General features: G+C 60.2%; 18 protein-coding genes. 5 read left to right on the forward strand and 13 right to left on the reverse strand.

Going from position 1 to position 24,385, the window contains the following annotated elements; translation table 11 throughout:
* The first annotated feature begins 50 nt into the window (after window positions 1–50).
* Together IPM54_20775 and IPM54_20780 are read left to right on the forward strand one after the other, a co-directional pair.
* Window positions 51–1,130, forward strand: coding sequence for a hypothetical protein (locus IPM54_20775; protein MBK9262225.1), 1,080 nt, complete (start codon window positions 51–53; stop codon window positions 1,128–1,130).
* A 211-nt stretch (window positions 1,131–1,341) separates the two neighbouring features.
* Window positions 1,342–4,404, forward strand: a complete 3,063-nt coding sequence (locus tag IPM54_20780; protein ID MBK9262226.1) for a protein kinase — start codon at window positions 1,342–1,344, stop codon at window positions 4,402–4,404.
* Here IPM54_20780 and IPM54_20785 read toward each other — a convergent pair.
* The 6 genes from IPM54_20785 to IPM54_20810 form a co-directional block, all read right to left on the reverse strand.
* On the reverse strand, window positions 4,391–5,386 hold the full coding sequence (locus IPM54_20785) for an alpha/beta fold hydrolase (GenBank protein MBK9262227.1): 996 nt from the start codon (window positions 5,384–5,386) through the stop codon (window positions 4,391–4,393). The two genes, IPM54_20780 and IPM54_20785, sit on opposite strands and share 14 nt — an antisense overlap.
* Before the next feature lie 161 nt (window positions 5,387–5,547).
* A complete protein-coding gene (locus IPM54_20790) occupies window positions 5,548–6,231 on the reverse strand; it encodes a hypothetical protein (GenBank protein ID MBK9262228.1) in 684 nt (227 codons plus the stop codon).
* A 1-nt stretch (window position 6,232) separates the two neighbouring features.
* Window positions 6,233–6,550: a hypothetical protein gene (locus tag IPM54_20795; GenBank protein MBK9262229.1), complete on the reverse strand. Its 318-nt coding sequence runs from the start codon at window positions 6,548–6,550 to the stop codon at window positions 6,233–6,235.
* A gap of 118 nt (window positions 6,551–6,668) precedes the next feature.
* Window positions 6,669–7,868 (reverse strand): serine/threonine protein kinase, encoded by a 1,200-nt coding sequence (locus IPM54_20800; protein ID MBK9262230.1) that lies wholly within the window; start codon window positions 7,866–7,868, stop codon window positions 6,669–6,671.
* Entirely contained in the window at window positions 7,865–8,776 is a 912-nt protein-coding gene (locus tag IPM54_20805) for a serine/threonine protein kinase (protein MBK9262231.1), read from the reverse strand. Before IPM54_20805 ends, IPM54_20800 begins: the two co-directional genes overlap by 4 nt.
* 146 nt (window positions 8,777–8,922) lie before the next feature.
* Window positions 8,923–10,098, reverse strand: a complete 1,176-nt coding sequence (locus IPM54_20810; protein MBK9262232.1) for an extensin family protein — start codon at window positions 10,096–10,098, stop codon at window positions 8,923–8,925.
* A 5-nt stretch (window positions 10,099–10,103) separates the two neighbouring features.
* Between IPM54_20810 and IPM54_20815 the strand changes: the two genes are divergently transcribed.
* The 3 genes from IPM54_20815 to IPM54_20825 are packed head-to-tail and all read left to right on the forward strand — an operon-like array spanning window position 10,104 to window position 12,643.
* Window positions 10,104–10,958 (forward strand): CPBP family intramembrane metalloprotease, encoded by an 855-nt coding sequence (locus tag IPM54_20815; GenBank protein ID MBK9262233.1) that lies wholly within the window; start codon window positions 10,104–10,106, stop codon window positions 10,956–10,958.
* Complete coding sequence (locus tag IPM54_20820) at window positions 10,955–11,626, forward strand: HAD-IB family hydrolase (GenBank protein ID MBK9262234.1); 672 nt, start codon at window positions 10,955–10,957, stop codon at window positions 11,624–11,626. The genes IPM54_20815 and IPM54_20820 overlap by 4 nt, the downstream gene beginning before the upstream one ends.
* Before the next feature lie 9 nt (window positions 11,627–11,635).
* Entirely contained in the window at window positions 11,636–12,643 is a 1,008-nt protein-coding gene (locus tag IPM54_20825) for an NAD-dependent epimerase/dehydratase family protein (protein ID MBK9262235.1), read from the forward strand.
* Between the two features lie 13 nt (window positions 12,644–12,656).
* Here the strand turns inward: IPM54_20825 and IPM54_20830 are convergent, their stop codons facing one another.
* From IPM54_20830 to IPM54_20860, 7 genes are all read right to left on the reverse strand, one after another.
* Entirely contained in the window at window positions 12,657–13,763 is a 1,107-nt protein-coding gene (locus IPM54_20830; protein ID MBK9262236.1) for an AI-2E family transporter, read from the reverse strand.
* A 114-nt stretch (window positions 13,764–13,877) separates the two neighbouring features.
* A complete protein-coding gene (locus tag IPM54_20835) occupies window positions 13,878–14,936 on the reverse strand; it encodes a hypothetical protein (GenBank protein ID MBK9262237.1) in 1,059 nt (352 codons plus the stop codon).
* Between the two features lie 44 nt (window positions 14,937–14,980).
* Window positions 14,981–16,408 carry a serine/threonine protein kinase gene (locus IPM54_20840; GenBank protein ID MBK9262238.1) on the reverse strand — a complete coding sequence of 476 codons (1,428 nt, stop codon included), beginning with the start codon at window positions 16,406–16,408 and terminating at the stop codon, window positions 14,981–14,983.
* 21 nt (window positions 16,409–16,429) lie between these two features.
* Window positions 16,430–17,920: a hypothetical protein gene (locus tag IPM54_20845; protein ID MBK9262239.1), complete on the reverse strand. Its 1,491-nt coding sequence runs from the start codon at window positions 17,918–17,920 to the stop codon at window positions 16,430–16,432.
* A 131-nt stretch (window positions 17,921–18,051) separates the two neighbouring features.
* Window positions 18,052–20,136 (reverse strand): beta-galactosidase, encoded by a 2,085-nt coding sequence (locus tag IPM54_20850; GenBank protein MBK9262240.1) that lies wholly within the window; start codon window positions 20,134–20,136, stop codon window positions 18,052–18,054.
* A 72-nt stretch (window positions 20,137–20,208) separates the two neighbouring features.
* Window positions 20,209–23,634, reverse strand: coding sequence for a hypothetical protein (locus IPM54_20855; protein ID MBK9262241.1), 3,426 nt, complete (start codon window positions 23,632–23,634; stop codon window positions 20,209–20,211).
* A gap of 58 nt (window positions 23,635–23,692) precedes the next feature.
* Complete coding sequence (locus IPM54_20860) at window positions 23,693–24,385, reverse strand: YihA family ribosome biogenesis GTP-binding protein (GenBank protein ID MBK9262242.1); 693 nt, start codon at window positions 24,383–24,385, stop codon at window positions 23,693–23,695.

Consider the following 24,385-nt stretch of genomic DNA (forward strand, 5'->3'; position numbering starts at 1 on the left):
CGATACCGTTTCTTGTCATACGGTGGGGGCACTTGCGCCAGGGTTACATCATGACGAACCCGAATCGTGACGGAGTTTCGATTGACGAGCGTGTGCCGGCGGAAGTGGAGCTCTGCGGCATTGGTTTGTCTTTCTCGCTGGCGGCGGGCAAAAACTTGTCCCGCACGTGGCAACGCGAGCTTCGTACGGAATCGGAGAGTCGCATTCGCATGGGCGTGACGCGCGAGAGGCTCGAGGTCTGTTTCAGTCCGCCTCTTTTGATCGACGCTCAATGGCCGGCCATGAACATGCAGCTCGGCGGCGTGATTTTCGATTTTTCCACGTCGTGCGCGACGGCCACGGTCGGCGCCATTCATGGAGCGACGGAAGGATTGGTGGATTTTACGGAGGATGCGAAAAAGGAAGTTTGCGCTCTGATTACATCGGCAATTGCTGGAACGGCGATGGCGACGGCGGGTTACAATCCCATGACGGATCCCCATATCGTGTCGACATTGGAAGCCATTGCGGCGAATTTTCGGAGGCAACCTTCGAGCGGTCCGCCTGGGGTGGAGTACGACGATTTTGGTGATCCGCGCATCGACATGAAAATGTTCACGACCACGCATTTCCGGCACGTCGAAGAAAACGCTGGATTGTCGGTGCCCAAAGGGACGATCATCGACGTATCCATTGCGGGTCGCGGCAACCTGGCGAAGATTTTGGCGTCACGAAGCACGGCGGAGCAAGTGACCGCGGCAAAAATTGAATCGGTGACGATATCGAGCGCTGGGATCCTGGTCATCGTGAACGAAAAGCCCTGCGCATTTCTCGATAAAATTCGCATCGATCGTGGAGCTGCGGTGACGCTCGAACGGATGCGTCTCGAAGGGACAGCGGGTGAAGCCGCTGGAATCGAATCGCTATTTCGAGCGGTTGCGTCGGCAATGAATTGGTCTGCGCGCGGCGTTCCTCTGGATGCGGGAATGGCGCTGGCCGTGAATTCGCGTGACGCATTGGCGACGTTCGTGCCGGACATGGCGCGCAGCAAAATCGAAGCGACCTTGACGGAGGGCGTGAAGCAGATCGTACGAGCAAGTCGATTTGCAATTCCGGAAATCGACTTGCAAGAAATTTTTCTAAGCCATTGAGCGTATTTTATGTCACGTGCGGGTCGGGCTCTTCCCGTCGCGCGCGTAGCGTCCTGCACGTGCTGCGTCTTGCATTGACGTCATCTTATCGGTCACGAGGCGGGAACAAAACCGATTCAATGGGTGTCGCGTCATCTTTCGGCAACGTGTGAATTGGGCCCGTGCCATTTATTTGACACCGACCCGCCAAACCAGCAAGATTACAGCCGCGATGTCCACGAGCGCCTTGCCCGAAGCAGTTCGAAAGCTGCTCGCACTGCCGGATGGTGAGCGTCGAATCGGTACGTTTCGCCTCGAAAGGCAGCTCGGTCGCGGAGGTTTTGCGCCGGTGTGGCTCGCGGAAGAGATGGCCGGGAGCACGAAGTTGCGGCTGTCCGCGGTCAAACTCTTTGCGCTCGATGCCGGTGGGGATTCCGCGCGCCAGGCGATCATCGACGAAGCGGCAAGGTTATGTCGGGTCGAGCATCCAAACGTCGTAAGGTTTTACCAGCTTCCGTTCGACGAAGCGCGCGGCGTGATTGGGCTCGCGATGGAGTACGTCGCGGGAGAAACGTTGAGCGAACGGCTGCGTGACAAGGGCACATTATCCATAAAAGAAACCCTCGACGTCGGCATCGCCGTGGCCTCGGCGCTCGTGGCGGTGCACGGCGCAGGGCTCGTGCATCGAGATTTGTCCCCGGCAAACGTGGTCGTCGATGTGGCGCAAATAGGAACGCCTGCGGCATACAAGATCATCGATTTCGGCATTTCGGCCGCAGACCCTCATCGCGATTCTCCAACGCTTGCGAACAAGAAGCGCGCAAAAGACAGCAATCCACAATTTCGCTCGCCGCTCGAAGCGATCGGCGGAAAACGAGGTTATGTGGATCCGGTATGTTGGCGAGACTTGGCGCCGGCCACGAGCCGCAGCGATTTGTATTCGCTCGGGGCCATGCTTTACGTCTGTTTGTCCGGGCGTATTCCTGCAGCCGGCAGCGGAACGCTCGACGCAGACATTCTCCACGGGCGCAAGAAAGCCTCGCGCATTTCGACCATCGGCCCGGATGTGCCCGCCGCGCTCGTCGATTTGATTGCAGACTTGCTCGAACCGGACCCCGAGAATCGACCGCGGTCTGCGGAAGTGGTGGCGCTCGAGCTCGAACGTGCACGCAGCGCGCTCACGGGACGCGCACGGGCATTGCCGCCCGAAGACGAAGGGCCTTTCCGGGGTCTCGAACGATTCGAAATGGTGCATCGCGACGTGTTTTTCGGCCGTCGTGTGGAAGTTGCCGGCGCGCTCGAAGTGCTGCGCGTGCGGGGCCTGGTCGCATTGCTCGGTCCGAGCGGCAGCGGCAAATCGAGTTTGGCGCGGGCAGGCATTCTGCCAGCCATTGCGGACGGGGCGCTCGGTGGGCCAAAACAATGGGACACCGTGGTGGTTTCTCCGGGGATGGACCCGCGACAAGTCTTGACGACGGCGCTCTTTCACGTGGGTGTGGCACCGGATTGGACGCCGGCTCGAGCGGCGACGCGGGTCGAAGCGTGGTTATCGGACAATCGCCGCGGACTGGTGTTGCTCGTCGATCAGCTCGAGGAAATCGCGACACTGGCGCAAGGGTCGAACAATACGAGCCAAACCTGGACGCTCGATTTTCTGGCGCGCCTCGGAGAACGCCCGTTTCCAGGTTTGCGCGTCGTCGTGACCGCGCGGCGCGACTTGCTCGATCCCATTTTGGCGCACGAGGCGCTGGGTCGAGTGCTCACGCGCGGGGCCGTTTTGGTATCGCCGTTGGGGCCGGCCGCGTGGGGCGAGGTCATCGATGCGGCGATCGAAAGTTATGGCTATTCGTTCGAGTCGAAGAACTTGCGCATCGAACTGCTCGAAGCGCTGGAGACGACGGCCGGATCGATGCCGCTCGTCGAGTTTGCATTGCGTGAATTGTGGCAAGCTCGAGATCGGGACCAGAAACGAATCACCGCGGCGGGACTGCGCACGCTCGAGGGTTTTTCTGGGGCGCTGTCGAAACACGCCAACGATACGTTCGATCGCGCGGTGAAAGCAGCGGGCACCGAGCGCGTGGTCGAACGGGTTCTCTTGGCGCTGACGACCCCGGCCGGAGCGCGCATGACGCGACCTGCCCGAGAATTGGTGCAGGAAGTGGGTGCCGCGGCCCATGTCGTCATTCGTGTATTCGCCGAAGCTCGGCTCATTTTGCGCGAAATTGAACGCCGAAAAGATGGCGAAGTGGAGCTCGTGACGCTGGCGCACGAAGCGCTCTTGGTGCATTGGGGAAGGCTACGCAATTGGGTCGCAGCCGAACGCGAAGCACGGCTCATTCTTGCAGACTTCGAGGACGCCGCGAGACGGTGGAGCGAACATCCGGATCCCGAAATGCTTTGGCGCCGGAGACGCCTGCTCCTGCTCGAAGATATTCTGAAGCAGCGCGGCATGCGTCTCGATGGTATTGCAAAGAAGTTTTATCACACGAGCCTTTCGGCGGCGCGAAGAAACACGCTCATTCGTACCGCAGCGCTCGCGCTCGTGGTGGCTTCCGGCGTCGTTGCATGGACGATTTACGTCGATTTGGAAGCAAAACGAATCATGGCGGAAGCGGAACGAGCCGATGCCGACGCCAACCTGGCGCTCGTGCACGCACGTGAATTGAAGGCTCAGGCAGACGCGGAACGGGCCAAAGCATTGCAACGCGCTGCGGAAGCGCGCGAAGCCGAAACGAAAGCTGCTCTGACGGCGTTGAAGTTCGTCAAACGAGCGCTCGAATCGCACGGCCCCGTCGCAGAAGGACCGAAGCAGCCGAATTCGCTCGATCCGTCGGTCGTGCACGAAATCGACGAATACCTCTTGCAACGCGAACGAGAAAGCGCCCCCGTACCTCCGCAGCTCGAAGAAATCCTTCGTGAAGCGGACAAACCGGATTCGGGCGCGGTCGCTGCGCTTGCGCCGCCCGAAACGACGGGCCCGATAAACGTCCCGCCGACGCCCATCAATGGACCTACGGCGACGGCCATGGTTCGCGGCCAAGCGTATGCAAAATTGAACGATGCGAAAGCATCGGCCGCCGCGTGTGCTCGCAATGAAGGCCCCAATGTACCCAAAGGTTCGGGAAAAGTTGCCTTGGTGCTGGAACCATCGGGCCTTGTTTCATCGGTGGCCCTCGATGCGCGATTCGTCGGAACGACCGTCGGTGCATGCGTCGATCGAGCTTTCCGCAGAGTCGTGGTGCAACCATTCGAGGGAAAACCCGTCACGGTATTGTGGTCGTTTACGGTGCAGTGACGGATCGTTTGTCTTGGCTCAGCAACCAAGACACGACTTGCGGTTCGAATTGCCCCGGCGCGGCGTCTCCAATATCGATATTCGAAGGAAAACCCACGTGCCCACCTCGATCCATCCAGCGAACGTGGAGGTTGGGCACGTCCGCTTCGAGCACCGGCGCGAGCGTGTGCGCAGGGACCATCGGATCGTGGCGAGCGGCGATCAAGAGCGACGGCACGGAGAGCAGCCGCAGGCGTGTCGATACGCGCATTTCCGTATAATAATGGTCGGCCCCGCGAAATCCGAAACGCGGCGCGACGACGCGCTCGTCCCATTCTCGAAGCGTTCCAATCCGACGTACCTCCGAAACGGGCAAATGCATGCCGCGACGACGCGCGACCGCCGCGTACACTTCCTTGATCGATTCGAGCACATGACGCCGGTACACGTACCGCGCGGGCTCGTCGATCGCTTCGGCGCCCCGCACGAGATCGAGCGGCGGACAAATGGCCGCGACCGCTGCCACGCGTGGATCGAGGTCACGTTCGGTTGCCGCGCGCAAAACGATATGGCCACCGAGCGAATACCCCATGAGCACGATGCGCGAATATCGCTGCAAATGCGGACTCGCCAGCATGAAGTGCACATCGTGGCTCACGCCCGCATGATAAATGTCTTCGCCCGTGCGATCGGCTCCGCGCAAATGCACGCGCAACACCGCAACACCCGCAGCATCGCCCGCGGCCGCAGCATCGAGCACGTAATGGCTACCGACGTCGCCTCCAAGTCCATGCACGACGACGAGCAGCGTATCGGACGGCGCATGATGCAATCGCCCCGAAAGCCGAACTCGACCGACATCCGGATCATGCACGACGACCCGAAATGCCGACGACGGCGATACCGGACGCGGTCGCACGATGTGCCGAGCCACCGGGGCAATCGTGTAAAAATGACCAAGGAACGAGGAAACTCGATCGACGGGCGAGCTCGATGCAGTCACGTGGTAGCGTGCCTCCCGGCGGACATCTTACCCGCTCGCTACGGCTTTGCGAACTTCGAATAGTCGGAGAGCAGCGCTACACCATTGATGAGTTGTTTTGCAGTATGCCGTGCAATCGCAGCATCGGGCATTGCACCCACGAGTATGACGTGGTGCAACAATCAGGGAGGCGTTGCAAATTGGCCGGGGAACGGATTGGCGTCTTGACGACGACGTGCTTCGTCTTGCGTGAACGGGAAGGGATTCGTGCCGCGTTCGTGGAAGAAGGCGAATCCAATCACGCCGACATTTCGCGTATCACCCGTTTTTTGCCCAGCATACGATCCGCGCACCGAGCCGAATCGGAAAGCAGCAACGGCATCGACACTTTGACGGAACCCATCGATTTCGAGCTCGCCATGCGGCTGCACCAGATATCCGCGCTTGTTGAATGCACCAGCGCGACCGTCGATGACATCCAGCCCGTCCACGGACACGACGCATTCGATTCTGTTCGGCGTTCGATTACGAATCACGATGCTGTAACGACGTCCGGCTTCGCCCACCACGTAATTCTTTTCGCCGGCGACGAACCCATTCAGGAACGCTCCACTTTCGTCACGCAGGCCAACGAGCAATGCCCCACCGGCCACGGGATTCATACCGCCCGTCGTGCGCCGAAATCCCGCAAGGCTCGCCATCGCGCGCGCGCCTTCTTCGTCATTGTAAAACATGCTGGCCATGCCAAACGGATTCGTCGGCTCGGCTCGTTGAAATGCGACCGTCGTAATCGACGAGCTCCGGGTCTCGCCCCATTCCGTTCCCAAACCCGGCCGATCCTGCGGCTTGGGCTGAATGACGCCCACTTCACCTTCGGCATCTCGATGCGGACGACTCGTATCCGTGCGCGCAGCCGGCGCTTTGGGCCGCTGACCCCGTCGGCGGCTGAATCGTCGCCCCTTGCGCTGCTCCTCCAAAATCCGCCTGAGCATCACCTCCGCGGAACGCTTCTCCCGGAGGGGCCGGCGCTGCCTTGGCTTCGGCCGCTCCGTATCCATCGCCGTCCGAAAGCACGGGCGTCGTTGCCCCGCCGCCCGAGTACGATGAACCACCGCTGCAAGCGATGGCGGAAGAAAACAGTGCTACACAAGAAACTGCCAAAAACCCGCGTCGGATGAGGTCCATCGTCGTCCTCCCACGGCCTCTGCTGCCGTTCGCCCGAGGAAACGGAGCGTGAACCCGAACCTTACACCGCTTCTCGCTTCTTGGGATCCACCATGTTGAAAGAGTTTTGTCCTTCCCGTCATGGCACCGAAAGCCGCACTGCATCATCGAGCCGCGGAAGGTGCTGCCCAAGAGCGATCCCCAGCGTCACCGACGCGATGACGAGCGCCAACATGGCGACCGAAAGCAACCTTTCTGGCGACATGAGAGGCTCGAGCAGCGAGGTGAATCGAAACATCGACCACCTTTCGTCAATCGCCCACACCGAAGGTACGGTCACGCTCGTCAGATGCAATTCTCGAACGTGCGCATCTTGCATCGAATGCGTTGCGGTCTTTGGCGCAGCACGAAGGGCGGCCATTTCTGCCAGCATTGCATCCGCCGAAACGAAGCGCTCATTCGGTGATTTCGCGAGGGCACGCAAAACGAGCGCATCGACGTCCGGCGGAACATGCTGCGGCGCAAACCGTGACGGAGGCGGCGCGGGCCTGTGGCAATGCGCGAATCGAAGCGCTTCGAGGCCCGAAACATCATCGAAAGGACCTCGGCCCGCAAGCAATTCGTACAAGACGATTCCAAGGGCATACAAATCAGCCCGACCGTCGACCTTTTTGCCTTCGTATTGCTCGGGAGCCATCGTGCGCGGCGTACCCAAGGAAGGCGATCGCTCGCCCACTTCCTCACCAATGCGTTCGGCCGCTCCGAGATCGAGGATTTCAACGTGCCCACTTTCGCAAAGAAATAGGTTTTCGAGTTTGATGTCGCGATGCACGATCCCCGCATCGTGGAGCGCCGACAAACCCTGCAAGACCTGCGATACGATGTCGAGCGCCGCGGGTACCGATAGCACCCCCACTCGCTTCAATGCCGCTCGCAGGTCGCTGCCTTCCAAAAGCTCGAGCACCACGAATGGACGCCCATCGGGAAGGACATCCATATCGTATACATCGACGATGTTCGCATGCCGAACGGATGCGAGCAGTCGGCCTTCGTTTGCCGCGCGCTCTGCCAAACCTCGCCGAAAGAGATTGTCATGGTGAAGCACTTTGAATGCAGCGCGCCGCCCGAGACGCGCGTGCTCGACCTCGAAAACTTCCCCTACCCCGCCTTTGCCAAGCGATTTTACGACGATCCACGGAGTCCCATGAATTTGCTGACCAGGCCGAAACGTGACGACGTCTTCGCCCGGCGCCGAATCGAAAAGAAACTGCGCGTTGTCGAAGACCGACCATTCACAATCGGTCATGCGATCGGGAAGTGTATCTGATACGGTTGTCACGACGCACCTCCCTGCAACATCGCTCGAAGTTCGGGACGCGCGGCAGTGCCAATCACGTGGCGGAGCGCCGACGCGAATACGGCAGCCGAAGAATAACGCCTTCCAGGCGCTTTTTCGAGCGCTCGGGCAACGACCCGCGCGAGCGCTGGGGAAGCGGGCGACAAGTCATCGAGACGGCGCGGGGAAAGTCCCAAATGCGCGCGCATGTGAACTTCGAACTCGGAACCGCGAAGCACATCGTAAGGACCGCGAGCCGCGATGCATTCGAATAGAACGATGCCCATCGCATACACGTCTGCGCGACCATCGATTCGTCCGCCGAGTATCTGCTCCGGCGAAATGTACCTCGGCGTGCCCAATACGCGATTACCGGTCGTGCGATGCGCAGCCGCACCGACGATCTTTGCAATTCCGAAGTCGAACATCATGGCTCGCTCGGGAGAGCCGTCCTTTTTCGTAGCGATGAAAATGTTGTGCGGTTTGACGTCGCGATGAACGATGCCTCGACGATGCGCTTCATGCAGTCCATCGAGCGCTCCTGCAATGAGCAACGACGCCGTCATCGGGTCGATGGGACCGTGGTGTTCGAGGTAGTCGCGCAGCGTTTCTCCAGCAATACGCGGCATGGCAAGAAATGGCCGGCCATCACGTGTCATGCCGATTTCGCGCACCGGCACGAGGTTTTCGTGGTCGATCGAAGCGAGCACGCGGCCTTCTTGCAAGAGGCGCGTCGCGTATTCTTGCATATCCCGACACGTCGACTTGAGCACCTTGATGGCGTAAACGTCGCCCCCGGGGCTTTTCGCTTCGTACACTTCCGAGCTCGTGCCGTGGCCGAGGAAACGCACGACGCGATACTTGGTGCCCGCAAGCGGGTCGGACGGGAGCGTTGCAACGTCGATGAGCATGAGAGTCGTCCTCCGACCGGGGCAACTCGCGCCCCGATGAATGGACATCGTCTCGACGAACCCGTCAGTTGCGTAAAACTTCAAAAAAATTTTCGAACGGTCTACGGCGCTGGTTTGGACTGAACACCCATTCAGCCCTCATCGTCTCAATGCACCAGAAACCATTTCACGCCGGGTTTGATTTCCATGTGAAAATGGTCGGCGTGGGCGGCATTGTAATTGGGCGTCAGCACGTACGTGAAGATGTGCAATGCGTGCGCTTCGCAAACGATCGCGCGGAGCTCGCGAGCCTCGGCCGAATCGGGAACGGGCGGCCCGTCATCGCACACTTTGTCGCCAATTTTGCCGTGGAAATGCGACGCTACGCTGATCCACGTGCCGTCTTTCTTGCGCAATTTGCCGACATCGATAGCGAGGCCCGCAGGGTGTCGAGTTCCCGGCGGAGCCCACGCAGGATTGACGCGCGGCGCGGGAGCTTCGGCTTTTTTCGGTGCAGCCGCGGTCACGACCTCGACGGGCTTGCTCGCTTCGGCTTTTTCGCCGGTTTCGCCCGGCGCCTTTTGTTTTGCGCCTTTGTCGACCGAAGCTCCGGCGCCTTTGGCTCCAAGGCCGGCTTTGCCCAATGACGTTTGCGACGAGCTCTTCTTGGGTTTTGCTGTAGGTTTTACCGCGGATGGTTTGCTTGGTTTTTCCGCGGCACCAGGACGAACCTTTTCGCGTTTGTCGGACTTGGCTGCCGGTTTTTCCGAACTCTGTGATTTCGTTGGCTTGGTTCGAGAAGCTACTTTGCCCGCTCCAGGTTTTTTCGCTACCGCCGCTCCAGCCTTCGGCGCAGCGGCGGCCTTTGGTGGTTGATCCTGCGGTGGTGCTGCCTTCGGCGTAGCGATTTCGCGCGGAGCGTTCGGGCGATACATGGTAAAATGCACGATTTCATCGATATCGTGCCGTTCGAGAATGGCGGTGAAGTCGTCGAGCGCCAAGGCGAGACGCGCATCGAGAATTTCAAACGGCGAGGCATCACGCTGCTCGGGCGGAAGAGCTGAATGAATGTGCACGCCATGCAGACGACCCGTCAGTCGAATCGGAGCTCGCACACCGGGCACGGGATCGACGGTCACGTAGGGCAGATTGCGACGATTCAGCTCTGCAATCGCTTCTTCGTTCGTCATGTTCGCATATCGATATGCCGCGGTGGTTTCGACGACAGCCGGGTCGGGCACGACCAGAAACGGCGAGGACGCGTCCGCCAACGAAGGACGAAGCGCAGCGGCGGCAAACGCCAGAACAGCCAAAGCGCAGGAGCGAAGAAGCGAGCTGTGCACGGGTCTTGTTGTACTCGGATTTTTGTCGAAGGCCAAAAAACGAAGCTCCGGAAGGTCTCGCGCTGCATGGGCTCGCGTCTTTGCCCGGAGCGGAGTATCTTGGACGCCGAGTGCTCCCGGAAGTTCAAGCCCCGCAACCAGAAACCACGATCGCACCCGTTTCGCCGCGTCCGGGCGCCACGAAGCCGCTCATCGCAGCCCTCCTGACGACGATCATCGTAACGGCCCTGTCGTACTTGGCGCCGGCGAAACACGCCGCGACGCTCGTGGGCCTTGCGTTTCTCGCGGCGACGTGGTGGCTCGTGCTGCGCGGAGACGAACATACGATCCGCGAGCATGGGCTATCGTTGGGGGGCCTTTTGGAGCCGCTGGCGATCGACAAGCGCAGGCTGCTTCGCGACGCTGCAATGGCCACGCTTTGGGTGCTCTTGCTCGCCGTCATCGTTTTTCCGCCTTTTTGGTACGGATTCAAATTATTTTGGCATGCGAAAATGCCATTCGTCTTTCGGCTACCCAAATCGCCGCTCGATGAAGTGGCTGGGCAATTGCTCGTGGTCGCGCTTCCCGAAGAAGCGTTTTTCCGGGGCTATTTGCAAACTCGGCTGGACGCAGCTTGGGGAAGACGCGTGCGTTTTCTGGGCGCCGAATTGGGTGCGGGATGGATCGTCTCCGCCGTGATCTTCGCGATTGGTCATTGGCTGACGACCCCCGTGCCTGCTCGACTGGCGGTGTTTTTCCCGGCGCTTCTTTTTGGGTGGCTCCGAGCGCGCACGGGCGGAATTGGCGCCGGCGTGTTGTTTCACGCGCTTTGCAACATGTTTTCGGCAACGCTCGCCCGAGGATACGGTTTTCCCTCATGAGCGGCGACAAACCAAGAATTCGCGCTGCGCTTTTCGACATGGACCGGACGCTCGTGCGCAAGGAGACGGCGAGCCTGTACGTGCGATATCAGCGCGACATCGGGCAAGCCACGACGCTCGATTTGCTCAAAGCATTGTATTGGGTGGGGCAATACACGCTCGGCGTGCTCGATGCGGACAAAGTGGCCGACAAGGTGCTTGGCACGATGCGAGGTTTGTCCGAGCCGACATTCGTGGCGCAATGCGATGATTGGTTCACCAAGTACGTGGAGCATCACATTACGGATGCAGGTCGTCATGCGGTCGCGCGGCACAAGGCTCGCGGGGACGTGTGTGCGATCGTGACGGGAGCCACGCGTTATGCGGCGGGGCCGCTTGCCCGGCGCCTCGATATCGAACATGTGGTTGCGAGCGAGCTCGAAATCGATGAAATGGGGCAATTCACGGGGCGAGCGGTCAAACCATTGTGTCTTGGGGAAGGCAAGCTGAAACGAGCCGAAGCGTTCGCGAACAAGCTTGGGTTTGCGCTGCAAGAAGCGACGTTTTACACGGACAGCGTGAGCGACATCCCGCTGCTCGAGCGTGTGGCGGAGCCCATCGTGGTGAATCCCGATCCGCGGCTTTTGCGCATTGCAAAGCGTCGTGGATGGCCGATCGAGCGGTGGTGAACGAGGCAAATGATTCCGCGAAGCAAAACGGCGTTCGTGACGGGTGGCACGGGGTTTCTCGGATACGAAATGATCCGGCAACTTCTTGCATCGGGGCATCGCGTGATTGCGCTGTCACGAAATGGAACATTGCCAGGGGATCTGCGAAGCGAGAACTTGGAAATTGCGCGAGGCGATTTGGACGACGCCGCGGCGCTCGAAAATGCCATGCGTGGCGCAGCCATTACGTATCACGTCGCAGCGAACGTGCAGATGTGGAAGAAGCGCTGGGAGGAAAGCGGACGCGCGAACGTGGTCGGCACGCGCAACATGGTGCAAGCGGCGCGAAAGGCGGGCGTGGATCGGTTTGTCTTTACATCGACGGGATCGACCATTGGAAAGCCGTATCCGCCGACCGATGAGATCGTCACGGTCGATGAAACGTCGACGTACAACTTTGCACCACTCGAAATGGTTTATCCACATACGAAATGGCTTGCGGAGCAAGAGGTGCAGCGGGCAGCAGCCGAAGGACTCCATACGGTCATTACGCATCCGACGGCGGTCTTTGGGCCGGGAGATTGGAAAGCAAACGTATTGCCGCTCTTTCTGGCAACGAGGTCGCTGACGGGTATTGCCGTGCCAAACGGCATGCGAACGACGTGCGACGTGCGGGACGTTGCCGCGGCTCATTTGACGGCGGCGGCGCGAGCATCCGCAGGGAGTCGTTACATTTTGGGCGGGGAGCAATTGTCGGTACGAGAATTGTTTTCGCGTATTGCCGCGGCCGTGGGAGGAAAACCGCCTCGTTTTACCTTGCCCAATTGGGCGGTGCTCGGGCTGTCGCGGCTGATGGAAACGAGCGCGACGATATCGGGCAAGCCGCCGAAGCTATCGTACGAAATGGCTCTACAAAGCACGTTTCGAGTGCGCATGTCGTCGAGACGCGCTGCCGACGAGCTCGGGTATGCATCGAGGCCGCTGAATGAATCGCTCGCGGATGCGGTCAGGTTTTACCAAGAGCAGGGATGGCTATAGACACAGAATCGCTTCAAGACTGCCCCTCCGGTGGTGGCGGCGGCGCCTCCGGCACGGGCGTCACGACGGCCGCCGGCACGGCCACGACCGTTGACGTGCGGCGAGGCGGGTGAAACTTTGCATAAGTCTCCACCGACCATACGGCCATCGCCGCAATGACCGGTCCCAAAAAGACCCCCACCGCACCGAAAAATTCGAGCCCGCCAAAAATGCCCAAAAGCACCACGAGCGGATGCATGCGCGACGATTGCGAGCTTTGGACCCAGGGCCGCACGATATTGTCCGACAAACCAATCAAGACGACCGCAATCGCCATTCCTACGCCTGCCGCAAAGCGCCCCACCACGAAGAGATAAATCGTCGAACCCACGGTGACCGGCGTCGTGCCGACCAGCGGAATCACCGACAGCAGCATCGCGAGCACCGCGAGCAAGAACGCGTTCGGTACCTTGAAAATCGTGAGCGCCAAGAACGTGAGCCCACCCTGCACGATTGCCGTCGCGATGATCCCCAAAATGGCACCATTGACGGTTTCTCGAACGGATGCAAATAGCTCGCGCGTCTGGACATCCGGAAAGGGCGATTGATCATAGAGCCAATCGACGAGCCGCCTGCCATCGCGCAAAAAGTAATAAAGCGCCACGCCGAAAAGGAACAACGCCAGCATGATGGACGGCACGGCCGCCGCAACTCCACCGGCACGATTGGCAGCAAGCGTCGCCAAACGCTGGCCAACATCTTGAATCGCCGCCTGAAGATCGGCCCCACCAATGTGAATCGTGCGCCCTCGAATGTACAGTCCTTCCGTCAAAAACGTTTGAATACGCGTTATCGTCGATGACCAATCACGGGCCAAAAATTGATTGATCGATCGAACTGCCTCAATGGCAATGAAGACGAAAGGAATGACCACCAGCACGAGCGTACCGACGGACAAGACGAGAGGCGCAAATGCTCGAGCTCGACCGAGACGAGGTTCGAGGCGACCGAGCAGGGGGCTGAGCAGCAGCGCAAACAAACCACCCAGCGCAATGGGCACCAGAATTTCATGCACCATCCAAAAGAACAGGATGAGCAGTCCAACCCTGAGCACCACGGACAAACGACGATCCTGTTCCATGCCAGCGCTTACCTCGTCATCGTCCCACTCTGATGCGTCGAATCACCCGCGACGTCAAGAAGCCGGGCGCCGAGCACAGGGTGACAGCACGTCTTCAACACGCGCTGATCCACTTCAAAATGAACCAACGACGAATGCACCAGCTCCGCCAGGACCAACGACGGGCGATAACGACACCGTGGACGGAGATGCCTTGGTACCGGACGCGCTCTTGGGCATCACGAACCACAATGCAATGCTTCCCGCAAGGCCCACCAAACCGCCTGCGAAGAGCCCCGTAGCATAGGCGGCGCTGTCCTTGGCACTTTCGTTTTGCTGAATTCCGAACTCATCCGGACACGGCGATTGCGGGCACAATTCAATGGCCTCGTCGTGCTCGGATTTCGCTCGCAATCCGAAGTAGCCTCCAACGCCCAGAGCTCCCACGGAAATCGCGCCGAGCGCAAGCGCCCCGATTCGACCCGGATGCATTTTTCCGTTCGGCTGGTCTTTCGGCACGGGTCGTACAGGATCGGGCAGCGGTTTGTCCACCGGTTTGTCTGCGGGTTTGTCCACGGGAGGCGGATCGACGGGTTTTTCCGGTTCGCGCACGAGCGGTGGGATGACCACTTTCTGCCGATCACCGTTCGCTCCCACGTCCACTTCGAGCACGAGCGGCTCGAAGCCGGGCGCCGACACGTTGATGACATGTTTGCCCGGATCGACGGCCGATGCCGTGCCAAGCGCAGCTCGCGCGACACTTGCCCCGTCACGCGTAATGACGAAATCGGTAGAACCAATACCTTCCGGCGCAATCTCGATGGTCAAATACGACAGCCGCTTTTCGAGCGACGCAATGTGTTCTTTCGCCATCTTGACTCGATCGGGCCGTTTGTCGCGCTCGGCAGCGGCGAGCCCTTCCCCGAAAACCACCCACGCCGTGGCCGTTTTTCCGGCACCTTCGTAACACAAGCCCAACGTCAGGAGCGTTCCGCCCGCCGGATCCAAACGATTGCTTTCGGCGAGTTTTGGGCAGGCAGCGTCGAATTTGCCCTCTTGGAGGAGAGTTTTGCCTTCGCGAAAAAGCGCCTCGGAAAGCGCCACGTCTTCGGGCGTCGGACCAGCAAACGCCCACCGAGAAGCGAATAACAAGCCGAAGGCGAACGGCGCGCCGGAGCGAATCACAGAATGCATAATGGGTTTTGATCGATTCATGTGCCAAACTGGAAAACCACAGCTCATCGCCGCGTTTCCACCTCCTTGCCAAGCTGAATGGGGCCCGAAGTGGACGAGGAACGCGTGGGGGGTGAAGACGTGGATTTGGTGTTTGCCGTGGGCTTGCCTGCCGGAAAATCCGCGATCGACGACTGCATGGGTGCGGGTTCGACGACGATAACGGGGGCGCTCGGCAATACCGACACGGCGACAGCGGGGATCGTCGCCACGGATGGGGTCGCTTCTGGCGGAGCCGCCTGCACGGCGCTTGGAATTGGACGCGTATCGACGACCGGCACGCGCTCGCGATTTACCAGGACAAACCCGACGCCAAGCGTAACGAGGGCGCTTGCAATAGCAATTGCAACGAGCATCGAGCGATTCCGCGGCGCCTCGGCGGTTTGGGCAACGCCACCCACGGTCGCGCCGAGCATTTCGTCCTTGGACATGGGCGCGCTGACGCGAATGGACGCGGGCGATTGTGAAGACGCCAAAGTATCGGCCGTGTTTCTGGTCGTTTCAATGGCCGCAAGGCGCTCGTCGATGGTCGAAGCTTTGTCTGGCGCCACGGCCGCGAGCGCTCGGACGAGCTCGCGCACGTTGGGCATGCGTTCATCGAGGTTTTTTGCAAGACACGCGCCAACGATTTCAGAAACGTCGGACGATACCGCTTGGCAGACTTCGTGAAGCGGTTTTGGTTTGTCCCCGCAAATGCCGGCGAGCACGGCCGTTGCACTCGTACCGTCGAATGGAACTCGACCCGAAATCAGCTCGTAAAGAATGACGCCGAGTGCCCAGACGTCGGCCCGTTCGTCCACGTCTTTCGCGCTGCGAATTTGCTCGGGGGACATGTAATACGGTGTGCCGAGCAGAGCGGCTTCGGCCGTGAGCGAGGGCAAGGCATTCGGCAATAGCGAATTGTCCTTGAACTTGGAAACTCCAAAATCGAGAAGTTTGATGATGGGAGGTTTTTGATTTTTGCAAAGAAACAAGTTGGACGGTTTGAGGTCGCGGTGCACGATGCCGCGCTTGTGCGCTTCGGCAAGCGCATCGCAAGCCTGGAGGACATATTCGACGGCCACGGCTTCGGGCATGGGACCATTTCGATCGAGCTCTTCGCCAAGGTCGCGGCCCTCGAGGTATTCCATGACCATGTACGGTCGTCCGTCGGACAGGATGCCGACGTCCAGGACCTTGGCCACGTGCTGGCTTTTTATTTTGACCGCAGCTTTCGCCTCGCGCATGAATCGTTCGGCCGCGTCGGACCGTCCGACTCCTTCGGGGCGCAACAACTTGATGGCCACTCGTTCGTCCAAATGAATGTGAACGGCGGCGACCACGATGCCCATTCCGCCTTGCCCGAGAATGCGCTCGACACGGTACTTCCCGGCGATTTCATCACCTGGGGCAATGCCGACGGCAGCGGGCGGAACAGAGGCAGGGGCATTCATGATCGAGTACTCAGTGGCTTTTCATTGCTGCTCGCAAAATCCGAAGTTACATCGAGGTGCGTCGGGAGACGCGCAATCGGTGTCCGCCGTGCAGGGGGCGCACGTCGATTCGCCGGTGGTGAGCTGGTCGAAATAACACGCGCACGACCGCGCGGGAACGAGCGGTAGCAAGCTGCCGCCGTCCGAAATGCGTTGCACGCGCATGGCGCAGGAAGGCACGAGGCTTCCGCCGGCAACGATTTTGATGAGCTCGCTCATGTTCTCATCGGCATCTTTGCCTGCCGTGATGGGCGCTTGATCGAGGGTCAAGTATTTGACGACATTGTTGACGTTCATTTCGGCATTCTGCCGACTGAAAACGTGAATCGGGCCCCATAACGCATAATGTCCGTCGCGAACGTTGCGCTTGTCGAGCTTGCCCTCGTCCGAATCTGGATGGAACGCGCAATTTTGATCTTTCGCTTGAAACGCGAGCACCCGAAGAGATACTCGAACGTCCGTAGGGTCCCCATTGACGACATCGAGAATTCCAATCGTCGCCGCAGCGTCGGCAGGCGAAGCCATTTTGACGGATTCAATCATCGCCGATGTGCCCGTGTTCTCGACGCCTACCCAATCCGCCGACGGAACGCCAATGAACGTCCCGATCATGTTTTGCGTGCCCGACGAAGGATTGCGGCGTTGCATTCGATCGACGTTCGTCCACGGGGCCGCGGAAAATTTGTCATCGTACGTGCCGCCATACCCATACACGAGCCGTGCCGCTTCGGCACTGATGGCTCGCTCGGACGACGTCTTCGGTGCAATGAAAATCATCGCTTGAATGGGAGCTTGCGCATCGAGCGTTTTGCTCGGATCCTCTTCGAGACCACACGTCGTTGCAAATACGTCGCACGTGCCAATGTCTGCGAGCTGTTCCGGCAAGGTGCACTTGTTTTCGATGAGCTTGCCTTCTTCGCGTGTCCAATAAGAAAACTGACCTGCAACCTTCACGTCGTCGATAATGGCAGCAGCACCATTACAAGAGCTCTGCGATTGATAAAGCACCGTCACGGGATTCGCGGCGCCCGCAAGCTCAGCGCTGAGGTAGCTCAGAATGGGCACGATTGCATTCGATCCTGTCACGACGACTCGATCCGTCGCGGGACAATCGTCGGGCCCACCCATGCCTGGCCCGCCCATATTTCCAGGTGATCCAACGGGTATTTCCGGTAAATCCGCCGGCGATGAAAGACCGAGCCGGTCGAGATTGTCGAATGGAATGCATGCCGATTCCGTGCACGCATTGGGCAATTGTTCCTTCGTGAGCTTGCAGCCGCCACCGGTCCGGTAACATCCGCGTCCGTCGAACCCCGCGGCGTCCCAGCAAGACTCGATGTCCTCGATGCCTAGAACGTCGCTGCAACCCACGCTCGTGACGACGATCGTTGCCACAAAGAACGCACGCGCGGGCACGATCGCTAGAGACCAGACATTACCGAGCCATTTGCCACTGCGATTTCCATTCAGCATGCGACCGCCTTCCGCACTGCGAAACGAGAACTCATCAAGCCCGCCACTGGAAACACGAATACCTCTCCCTTCCTATGGGACATGCGGCGCGGACGCAACCGTGTGCGATAAAAAGAACCGGCACCGACCCGTCATCGCGCCGGTTCGAGCATTCGTACGCTACGCGGACGCATCGCCACTTCGAGGACCCCGGAAGCCCCATCGAACTCGGCTTCGTCGATCGCGTCGATCGCGCGGGAACAGTCGAACCCACATCGCAGTCGCGCAACCACGTGCCGTTCGTTCGGGTTGATCACGAAAACCACGCGCGCTCGGCCGCTCGAATCCTCGTGCACGGTCGCCAGCACATCGTTCGGATCGCACGCATGCGTGGGCAATCCAAGCAGATCCACGGCTTGTCCGACAGCCGATGCGGCCGATGCGGCATCCCGCACGACGGGCCCAAGACGCCCATCGGCAAGAAGTCGCCGCAAATCGTACGGCGTCGAAGGAACTCGATAGGTGTCGTCGAACTGGGGCTCGCGTGGACCCAGCGTGATTTGCACGCCGCTTGCTCGTGCCGCCGCAAGTCGTTCGAAAACCGCTGGTTCGAGCGCTCCGGACGACACGCAGAGAAGCCAGCGCGGATCGCCCGCGAACGCGTAATCATCCGTGCCCACGAGGGCAAACGGGACACCTCGAGCCTCGAGCGCGCGTTCGAACGCATGCACGAACTCGCCCGCTTCCACCGCAAGCGGATAACCAAGACCCAATTCTTCTTCGATCGCGCTCTCGCGAGCACCCACGCCAAACGTCGAAAGAATCGCGCCCGACATGGGACTGAAGGCATGCATGGCGCGAGTGATTCGACGCTCGAGACGCGGGATCAGTATGCGCACCGGCACGCGTCGTCGAAGCGTCGCGAACGACGTGCGTTCGAACGCTGCACAGAGCTTGCGCCAAAAGTTGGCCTGCGGTCTTTCACGACCATGCCGATCGATAGGGGATCCAAGCCATCGATCCCGCTCGACGGCCATGTACACGTTGAATCCGCGCAGCCCATACGCGAGCGCCGCGAGCACGGTGAACGCGCTGTCTTGGTCGGCAAGAGGCGGGAAAAATGGCGGGAAACCCGCACCCATCTCGCTGGCGAATGCGGGTACGCCCAAAGCTTCCGCGCGCGCCGCAAGGTCTGTCGTGGCACGTGCAACGACTTGGCGACCGGTTTGTCCCGCCGCATGGTAGTAGTCTTGGCCCACGAGATCGACCACTTCGGCAACTCGGTCCGGATGGAGCGGCGTCGCGTCTTGCCCCGGAGGCAGGTTGTGCACGGTGGGCACACCGGACAAACCCGCAGCTTCGAGCGCCCGGACAAACCGCGTGAAAGCGGTCGTCAAAAGGTGCTCTTGAAACGCACACCAATCGATGTGCCTTACGAGATCCGTAGGTGTTTCGGCGTCGAACCTTCGAGGCGCCTCGACCGACGTGAAACGCGTGAGGTCGCTCGACGGCTCGTCTCCCTCTTTGCCCGTGATGCCGTACGCAACGGAAAGCGCATCGATCGTGCCGTACTTGGCGCGCAAGAAGTCGCGGTACGCGCGAATCGCATCCGGGTGGTAATCCTGGTCGTACGCTCCTTCGCGAAAGTAAAACGCCCCTTCGTTGTCGACCTGCAAGAGCACGATCGGACCGTTCGGATACAAGAGCGGCGCGAGCACGGGTCCAAGGAGCTGGAAGTACCGCGCGACCTCGTCGTGATACGCATCGCTCGCGTAACTCGGCACGGGAAACGCAACCGGAAGCATGGGGAGCATGACGGGGTTTTGCTCGGGCGAACGCGCCTGACACGCGCCATCCCAGACGATGCGTTTGGGCAAACCGAAGTACGTGAGCTCGGCGTTGATGTGCGGGCCCGGGCGAACGATGACCCAGAGGCCGACTTCTTGGGCGAGGCGACAAAACCGCGCGACGTCGCGTTGCGGATCGGTTTCGCCGAGCTCGAGTTTGCCCGGAGAAACTTCGTGCACGCCCCAGGGGACGTACGTGTCGACGAAGTGAAGACCGAGCTTTTTGACGGCCACGAGACACGATCGCCAATCGTTTGGATCGAGGCGCCAGTAGTGAACGGCGCCGGCGAGCAGCGGGAGCGTGGTGCCGCCGATGTCGATGCCGCCCGGTACGAGCTTCACGCGGCGCTCGATGCTGTCCGTGGTTTGTCGGTCTTGTTGTGCGGTCATGACGAGGGGCGGAGCGTAGCAGGGGATAGACGTGCGGGAGAGTTCCGCCGTGGGCTCGTCGCCGTTTACAGCCTACCCCACCTGAGTCACGCCCGCCGCATCCACCAGTCGATGCAAATCCAAAATCGCCGCATCGATCAATGAAAACAGCGTTCGTGGCGACAAACCCAATACGAGGAGCAGCACCGCGAGCGGTACGGTGACGAGCAGTTCGTCCCGCCAGAGATCGGGGAATTTGCCGCCAAATGCTTCGAGGTATTTGTTTTTACGCCACTCGGCGGGTACCGCGCCAAACAGAATCTTTCCGGTAGCCCGCATCTGAACGGCTGCCAAAATCACCATACCGGCAATCGCCACCACAGCCAATCCCGGCTGCCGCGGAAATGCTCCCGTCACCGCCAAAAGCGGTCCCCAAAAGCCCACAAGCCCAGGCATTCCCATCGATACGAACACCGCCACCCCAAAAAGCCCCGCAAACATCGGCATGTGCTCGGACAAACCACCGAATTGGCTCGTCAACGTCGTCCGCACGCGCGTTTCGAGCGCATGCACGAGCAGCGCGAAAAGCCCCGCAACCAGCGCCAATGTAGCGGCAACATACACCGACGCCGCAATGCCCTGCGGCGTGCACGAACCAATGCCCACCAATACGAGCCCGGCATACGCCGTCAAACCATGCGCAACCCAGCGCTTCATGTCCGATTGAGCGCGCGCCCATAGCGCAAAAACGACGAGCACCAGGGCGCCCACCATCATCAACGTATTTGCCGCCCACCTCGTTCCCTGAGGCATTATCCCGACGTTGAAACGCAGCAAACCCATCACAGCCGTACCGACGAACGCCGCCTGCAAAAGAACGTTCCTCGGTGCATCCGATTCGGCAAATGCAACCGATGGCAGCACGAGCCGCAAACCAAACGCGAAAAATAGCGCCGTCCAGATGACTTTGATGGCGTTCACGCCGAATAGCGATGCATCGACGTTCACCCAATTCACCCGCGCGAGATCGGGAATGGCCAATGCATGCGTCAAAAAGCGACCATCCACGGCATACGTGGGGTCCGAATGACGATGAAGCCAATATGCCGACGCGCCAAGAAAGACCATTCCGGCAAGCGACGATATGCCAAATCGCATTGCAGAAACGCGGGCACCCTCCCCCGTGCCCGTTCGAATCAACCAATACGCCGCAACGATTCCAACAAACCAAAACCCGCAAAACAGAACGATGTCCTGCGATACGAATACCCCGAGCACCGACGTAACGAATATCGGCCCGAATACGTGAAACCACACGGGTCGATCACGAAGCGATGCCGACGCCAGCGATGCCAATGGCGCAACCAAAGACATCACGACCACGAGCGTCAGCGATACTCCGTCCAAACCCAGAAAGTATTCGACGCCAATGTTCGGCAACAGCACCGCTCGCTCGACGAGCTGCAATCCATCATTTCCGTCAGCTCGGCCGAATTGACGATCGAAACGCGCACCCATGGCAATGACGAATGCCAGATTCGCTGCAAATACGAGCGCCGACGCGACTGCGAGCGTACGCGCACCATCGCGGCGAATTGCACGGAGCACGAGCGCCAGGAATGCCGCAACGAGCGGAAACCAAACAATGAACGAAAGCGCCCGATCACCCAGCGGACCAAGATCCCGCGAACGCGACGCGTGAATCGGCACGAGCGACGGCGAGCTCGGAGCATTCGCTTCGACAAACGCATGCCCAAAAAACTCACGCGCACGAGCATCTCCAAACCGCCACCGAACCACGACGCGACGCTCCTTGCCCGGATCGACGACCACGGCACCGCCCTTCGCGCCTTCGATCTCCACCGTCGCGAAAGGCGGCGACCGCGGCGCATCCGCATCGAAGCGAAGCCTCGCGCCCGAAACCTTCAGCGCAGCCGTCCCGTCGTTTCGTATGACAAACGCACCGACCATCGTTTCGCCATCGGGCGCGTAGTCGAGCTCGACGACATCACCTCGCTCGGGACGAAGAACCATCCGCGGCTCGCCTCCTTCGGACGCATGAACGTCGGTTGGAAGGACAAACATCGCCGCGACGAGCAAGAGAGCGGACCCGAGAAGCAACGATGGGCGACGCGTACGCACGACACCCACGAGCACCGCCGCCAAGACACACGCGATCACCACGACGTCGTGGTTGAACGAAACGAGATCGCCCGCACGCACCAGCGGATGAAGACCCAACACCACTGCGGAGATGCGAAGCACGTTCCACGAAGGCGATGCTTCGCCGGGCACGAGCCACGGCACGAGCAGCGCCGGTACACTCGTGAGAAGCGCTCCAAGCGCGATGAGAAAAACCACGAGCGGAACGACGCCCAAAAATCCAAAAAACTTCTTGTTGAACAGTGCGTTGCGCAAGAAGTGCTTGCCTTGGTCGTCGACGAGCTCGAGCTGATCGGCAACCTCGGAAAATGTGCTCGCTTGACCCACCGGCACGACGGAGACGTCTTCGCCATTTCCTACGACGAGCCGCTCGATCCACGCGACTTCATGACCATCACCCGTGACGATCGCTCCGCCTCCAGGAACGATCACGATGTCGTGCGGTCCCGCAGGGATGTCTTTCCGGACAAACGGCGCGACCCCGAACGGTTCGGCGCGCTCGAGCAACTTGTCGCCCGTGTCGACGAAGACGCGCGCACCAGGATGGCTCGTGAACGTGAGCGTTCCGCGCTCCTTCGCACGCTGGGCAACGGCCGCGGCATCACGCTCGCCTCGCGGAATATCGTCGGGCACGACGACTTCTTCAGGGCCGGACGACATGTCACGCGCGTGAACGGCGACGAACCTCGCGCGGTAGTCAGAAAGGTATCCATCACCGAGCCATGCGCCACCAAGGCTCCAGAATAGCAGGACAAACGCTGCAAGAAGCGATGCGATGCCGGCAAACTGCAGAAGGAACACACGCGTCGCAGTGGCAACCGGCACGGACAATCGTTTGTCTCGTACGACCAACACGTACGTCGCGACCGCCGCCAGAGACCAACCGAAAAGAAGAACGACAAACCCATCCGCAAGCAGCGCTGTCGAAACACCCGCCGCAAGAAGCAACACGGCGGCCTGGAAACGATGACCCGCCCCATCGTTTTTTTTCGCAAACTTCGTACGAGTCAAAAAGAACGCCGTGCCTACGAGCGGAACGAACAGCAAAAATGCAGCCGCCGGATCCAGAAAGAAACCAAGGTTTGCGTCCAGCGAGCCGATTCGTACGAGGTTTGTCGTGACGTCACGGAGCGCTCGACGGGCCGAATCGAGCATCGCGAGCTGCACCGCGTGCAGCGCGAGCAGGCCAAGCGCCATGCCGATCGAAACGAGCGCAACGGCGCGGCGACGCTGGGGCTCGAGCCGACCAGCCGAAAACGTCACGATCAGCGCACCAAGCAGCAAGACGAGCGGAATCCAAGCGAGCGATAGGTAGGGCTCTGTGACGGGAACGAGCGAACCGGCGTAAGCGGACATCGTCCACAGGTTTACTCGCGTTCACCGCCGCTCCCAACTCAGAGCGTTCGATCGCAGGTCATTCGGATTCGGGAGCCGGCATGCCGCGAAACGTCGCTTTGCGAAGAAGGCGCCAAAGCTCGGCTCGGCCCTCGCCCGTTTCCGCGGAATAACCGATCACCTTGCGACCAGCTTGTTTGGAAATGCTGGCGAGCGCCGTACGCCTTGCAGCAACACCAAGTTTGTCGACCTTGGTGGCAACGATGACGACTTCGACGGGTTGTCGTTGTGCCGTGCCAGCCTCATCGACAAAGCGAACAAGCTCGGCGTCGTCTTCCTCGACGCCACGACGCACGTCGACGAGCAGCACGAGCGCGGCAAGCGTCACGCGCGTACGAAGATACTTTTCGATGAGGTTTTGCCAAGCAGCACGTTCGGCTTTCGAAACGCGGCTGTAGCCATAACCAGGCAAGTCGATGAGGTGAAAGACGGCGCCATCACGCGCCCGCGCCTCGAAGAGGTTGATTTGCTTCGTCACACCAGGCGTCGCGCCCGTGCGCACGAGGCCGCGACGCTCGACGAGTGAATTGATGAGGCTCGACTTGCCGACGTTCGATCGCCCCGCAAACGCGATCTCGGCCATCGTGGGTGGGGGAAGCGAACTGCCGGTAGCAGCACCGGCAAGAAAACTCGCATCCACGATTTGATGTGGATCGAGCTTCTTGATTTTCGGTGCCGAAGCACCTGACGAACGTGGTTTGTCAGTCACGAT

Source organism: Polyangiaceae bacterium (genome assembly GCA_016715885.1).
Lineage (GTDB): Bacteria > Myxococcota_A > Polyangia > Polyangiales > Polyangiaceae > Polyangium.

What these genes read in the sequence shown, in the direction of transcription:
- IPM54_20820 (MBK9262234.1), top strand. Translation starts at nt 10,955, where the DNA reads ATGAGCGGCGACAAACCAAGAATTCGCGCTGCGCTTTTCGACATGGAC.
- IPM54_20775 (MBK9262225.1), top strand. Translation starts at nt 51, where the DNA reads ATGACGAACCCGAATCGTGACGGAGTTTCGATTGACGAGCGTGTGCCG.
- IPM54_20850 (MBK9262240.1), bottom strand. Translation starts at nt 20,136, where the DNA reads ATGACCGCACAACAAGACCGACAAACCACGGACAGCATCGAGCGCCGC.
- IPM54_20855 (MBK9262241.1), bottom strand. Translation starts at nt 23,634, where the DNA reads ATGTCCGCTTACGCCGGTTCGCTCGTTCCCGTCACAGAGCCCTACCTA.
- IPM54_20835 (MBK9262237.1), bottom strand. Translation starts at nt 14,936, where the DNA reads ATGCATTCTGTGATTCGCTCCGGCGCGCCGTTCGCCTTCGGCTTGTTA.
- IPM54_20795 (MBK9262229.1), bottom strand. Translation starts at nt 6,550, where the DNA reads ATGGACCTCATCCGACGCGGGTTTTTGGCAGTTTCTTGTGTAGCACTG.
- IPM54_20840 (MBK9262238.1), bottom strand. Translation starts at nt 16,408, where the DNA reads ATGAATGCCCCTGCCTCTGTTCCGCCCGCTGCCGTCGGCATTGCCCCA.
- IPM54_20830 (MBK9262236.1), bottom strand. Translation starts at nt 13,763, where the DNA reads ATGGAACAGGATCGTCGTTTGTCCGTGGTGCTCAGGGTTGGACTGCTC.
- IPM54_20805 (MBK9262231.1), bottom strand. Translation starts at nt 8,776, where the DNA reads ATGCTCATCGACGTTGCAACGCTCCCGTCCGACCCGCTTGCGGGCACC.
- IPM54_20780 (MBK9262226.1), top strand. Translation starts at nt 1,342, where the DNA reads ATGTCCACGAGCGCCTTGCCCGAAGCAGTTCGAAAGCTGCTCGCACTG.
- IPM54_20825 (MBK9262235.1), top strand. Translation starts at nt 11,636, where the DNA reads ATGATTCCGCGAAGCAAAACGGCGTTCGTGACGGGTGGCACGGGGTTT.
- IPM54_20845 (MBK9262239.1), bottom strand. Translation starts at nt 17,920, where the DNA reads ATGCTGAATGGAAATCGCAGTGGCAAATGGCTCGGTAATGTCTGGTCT.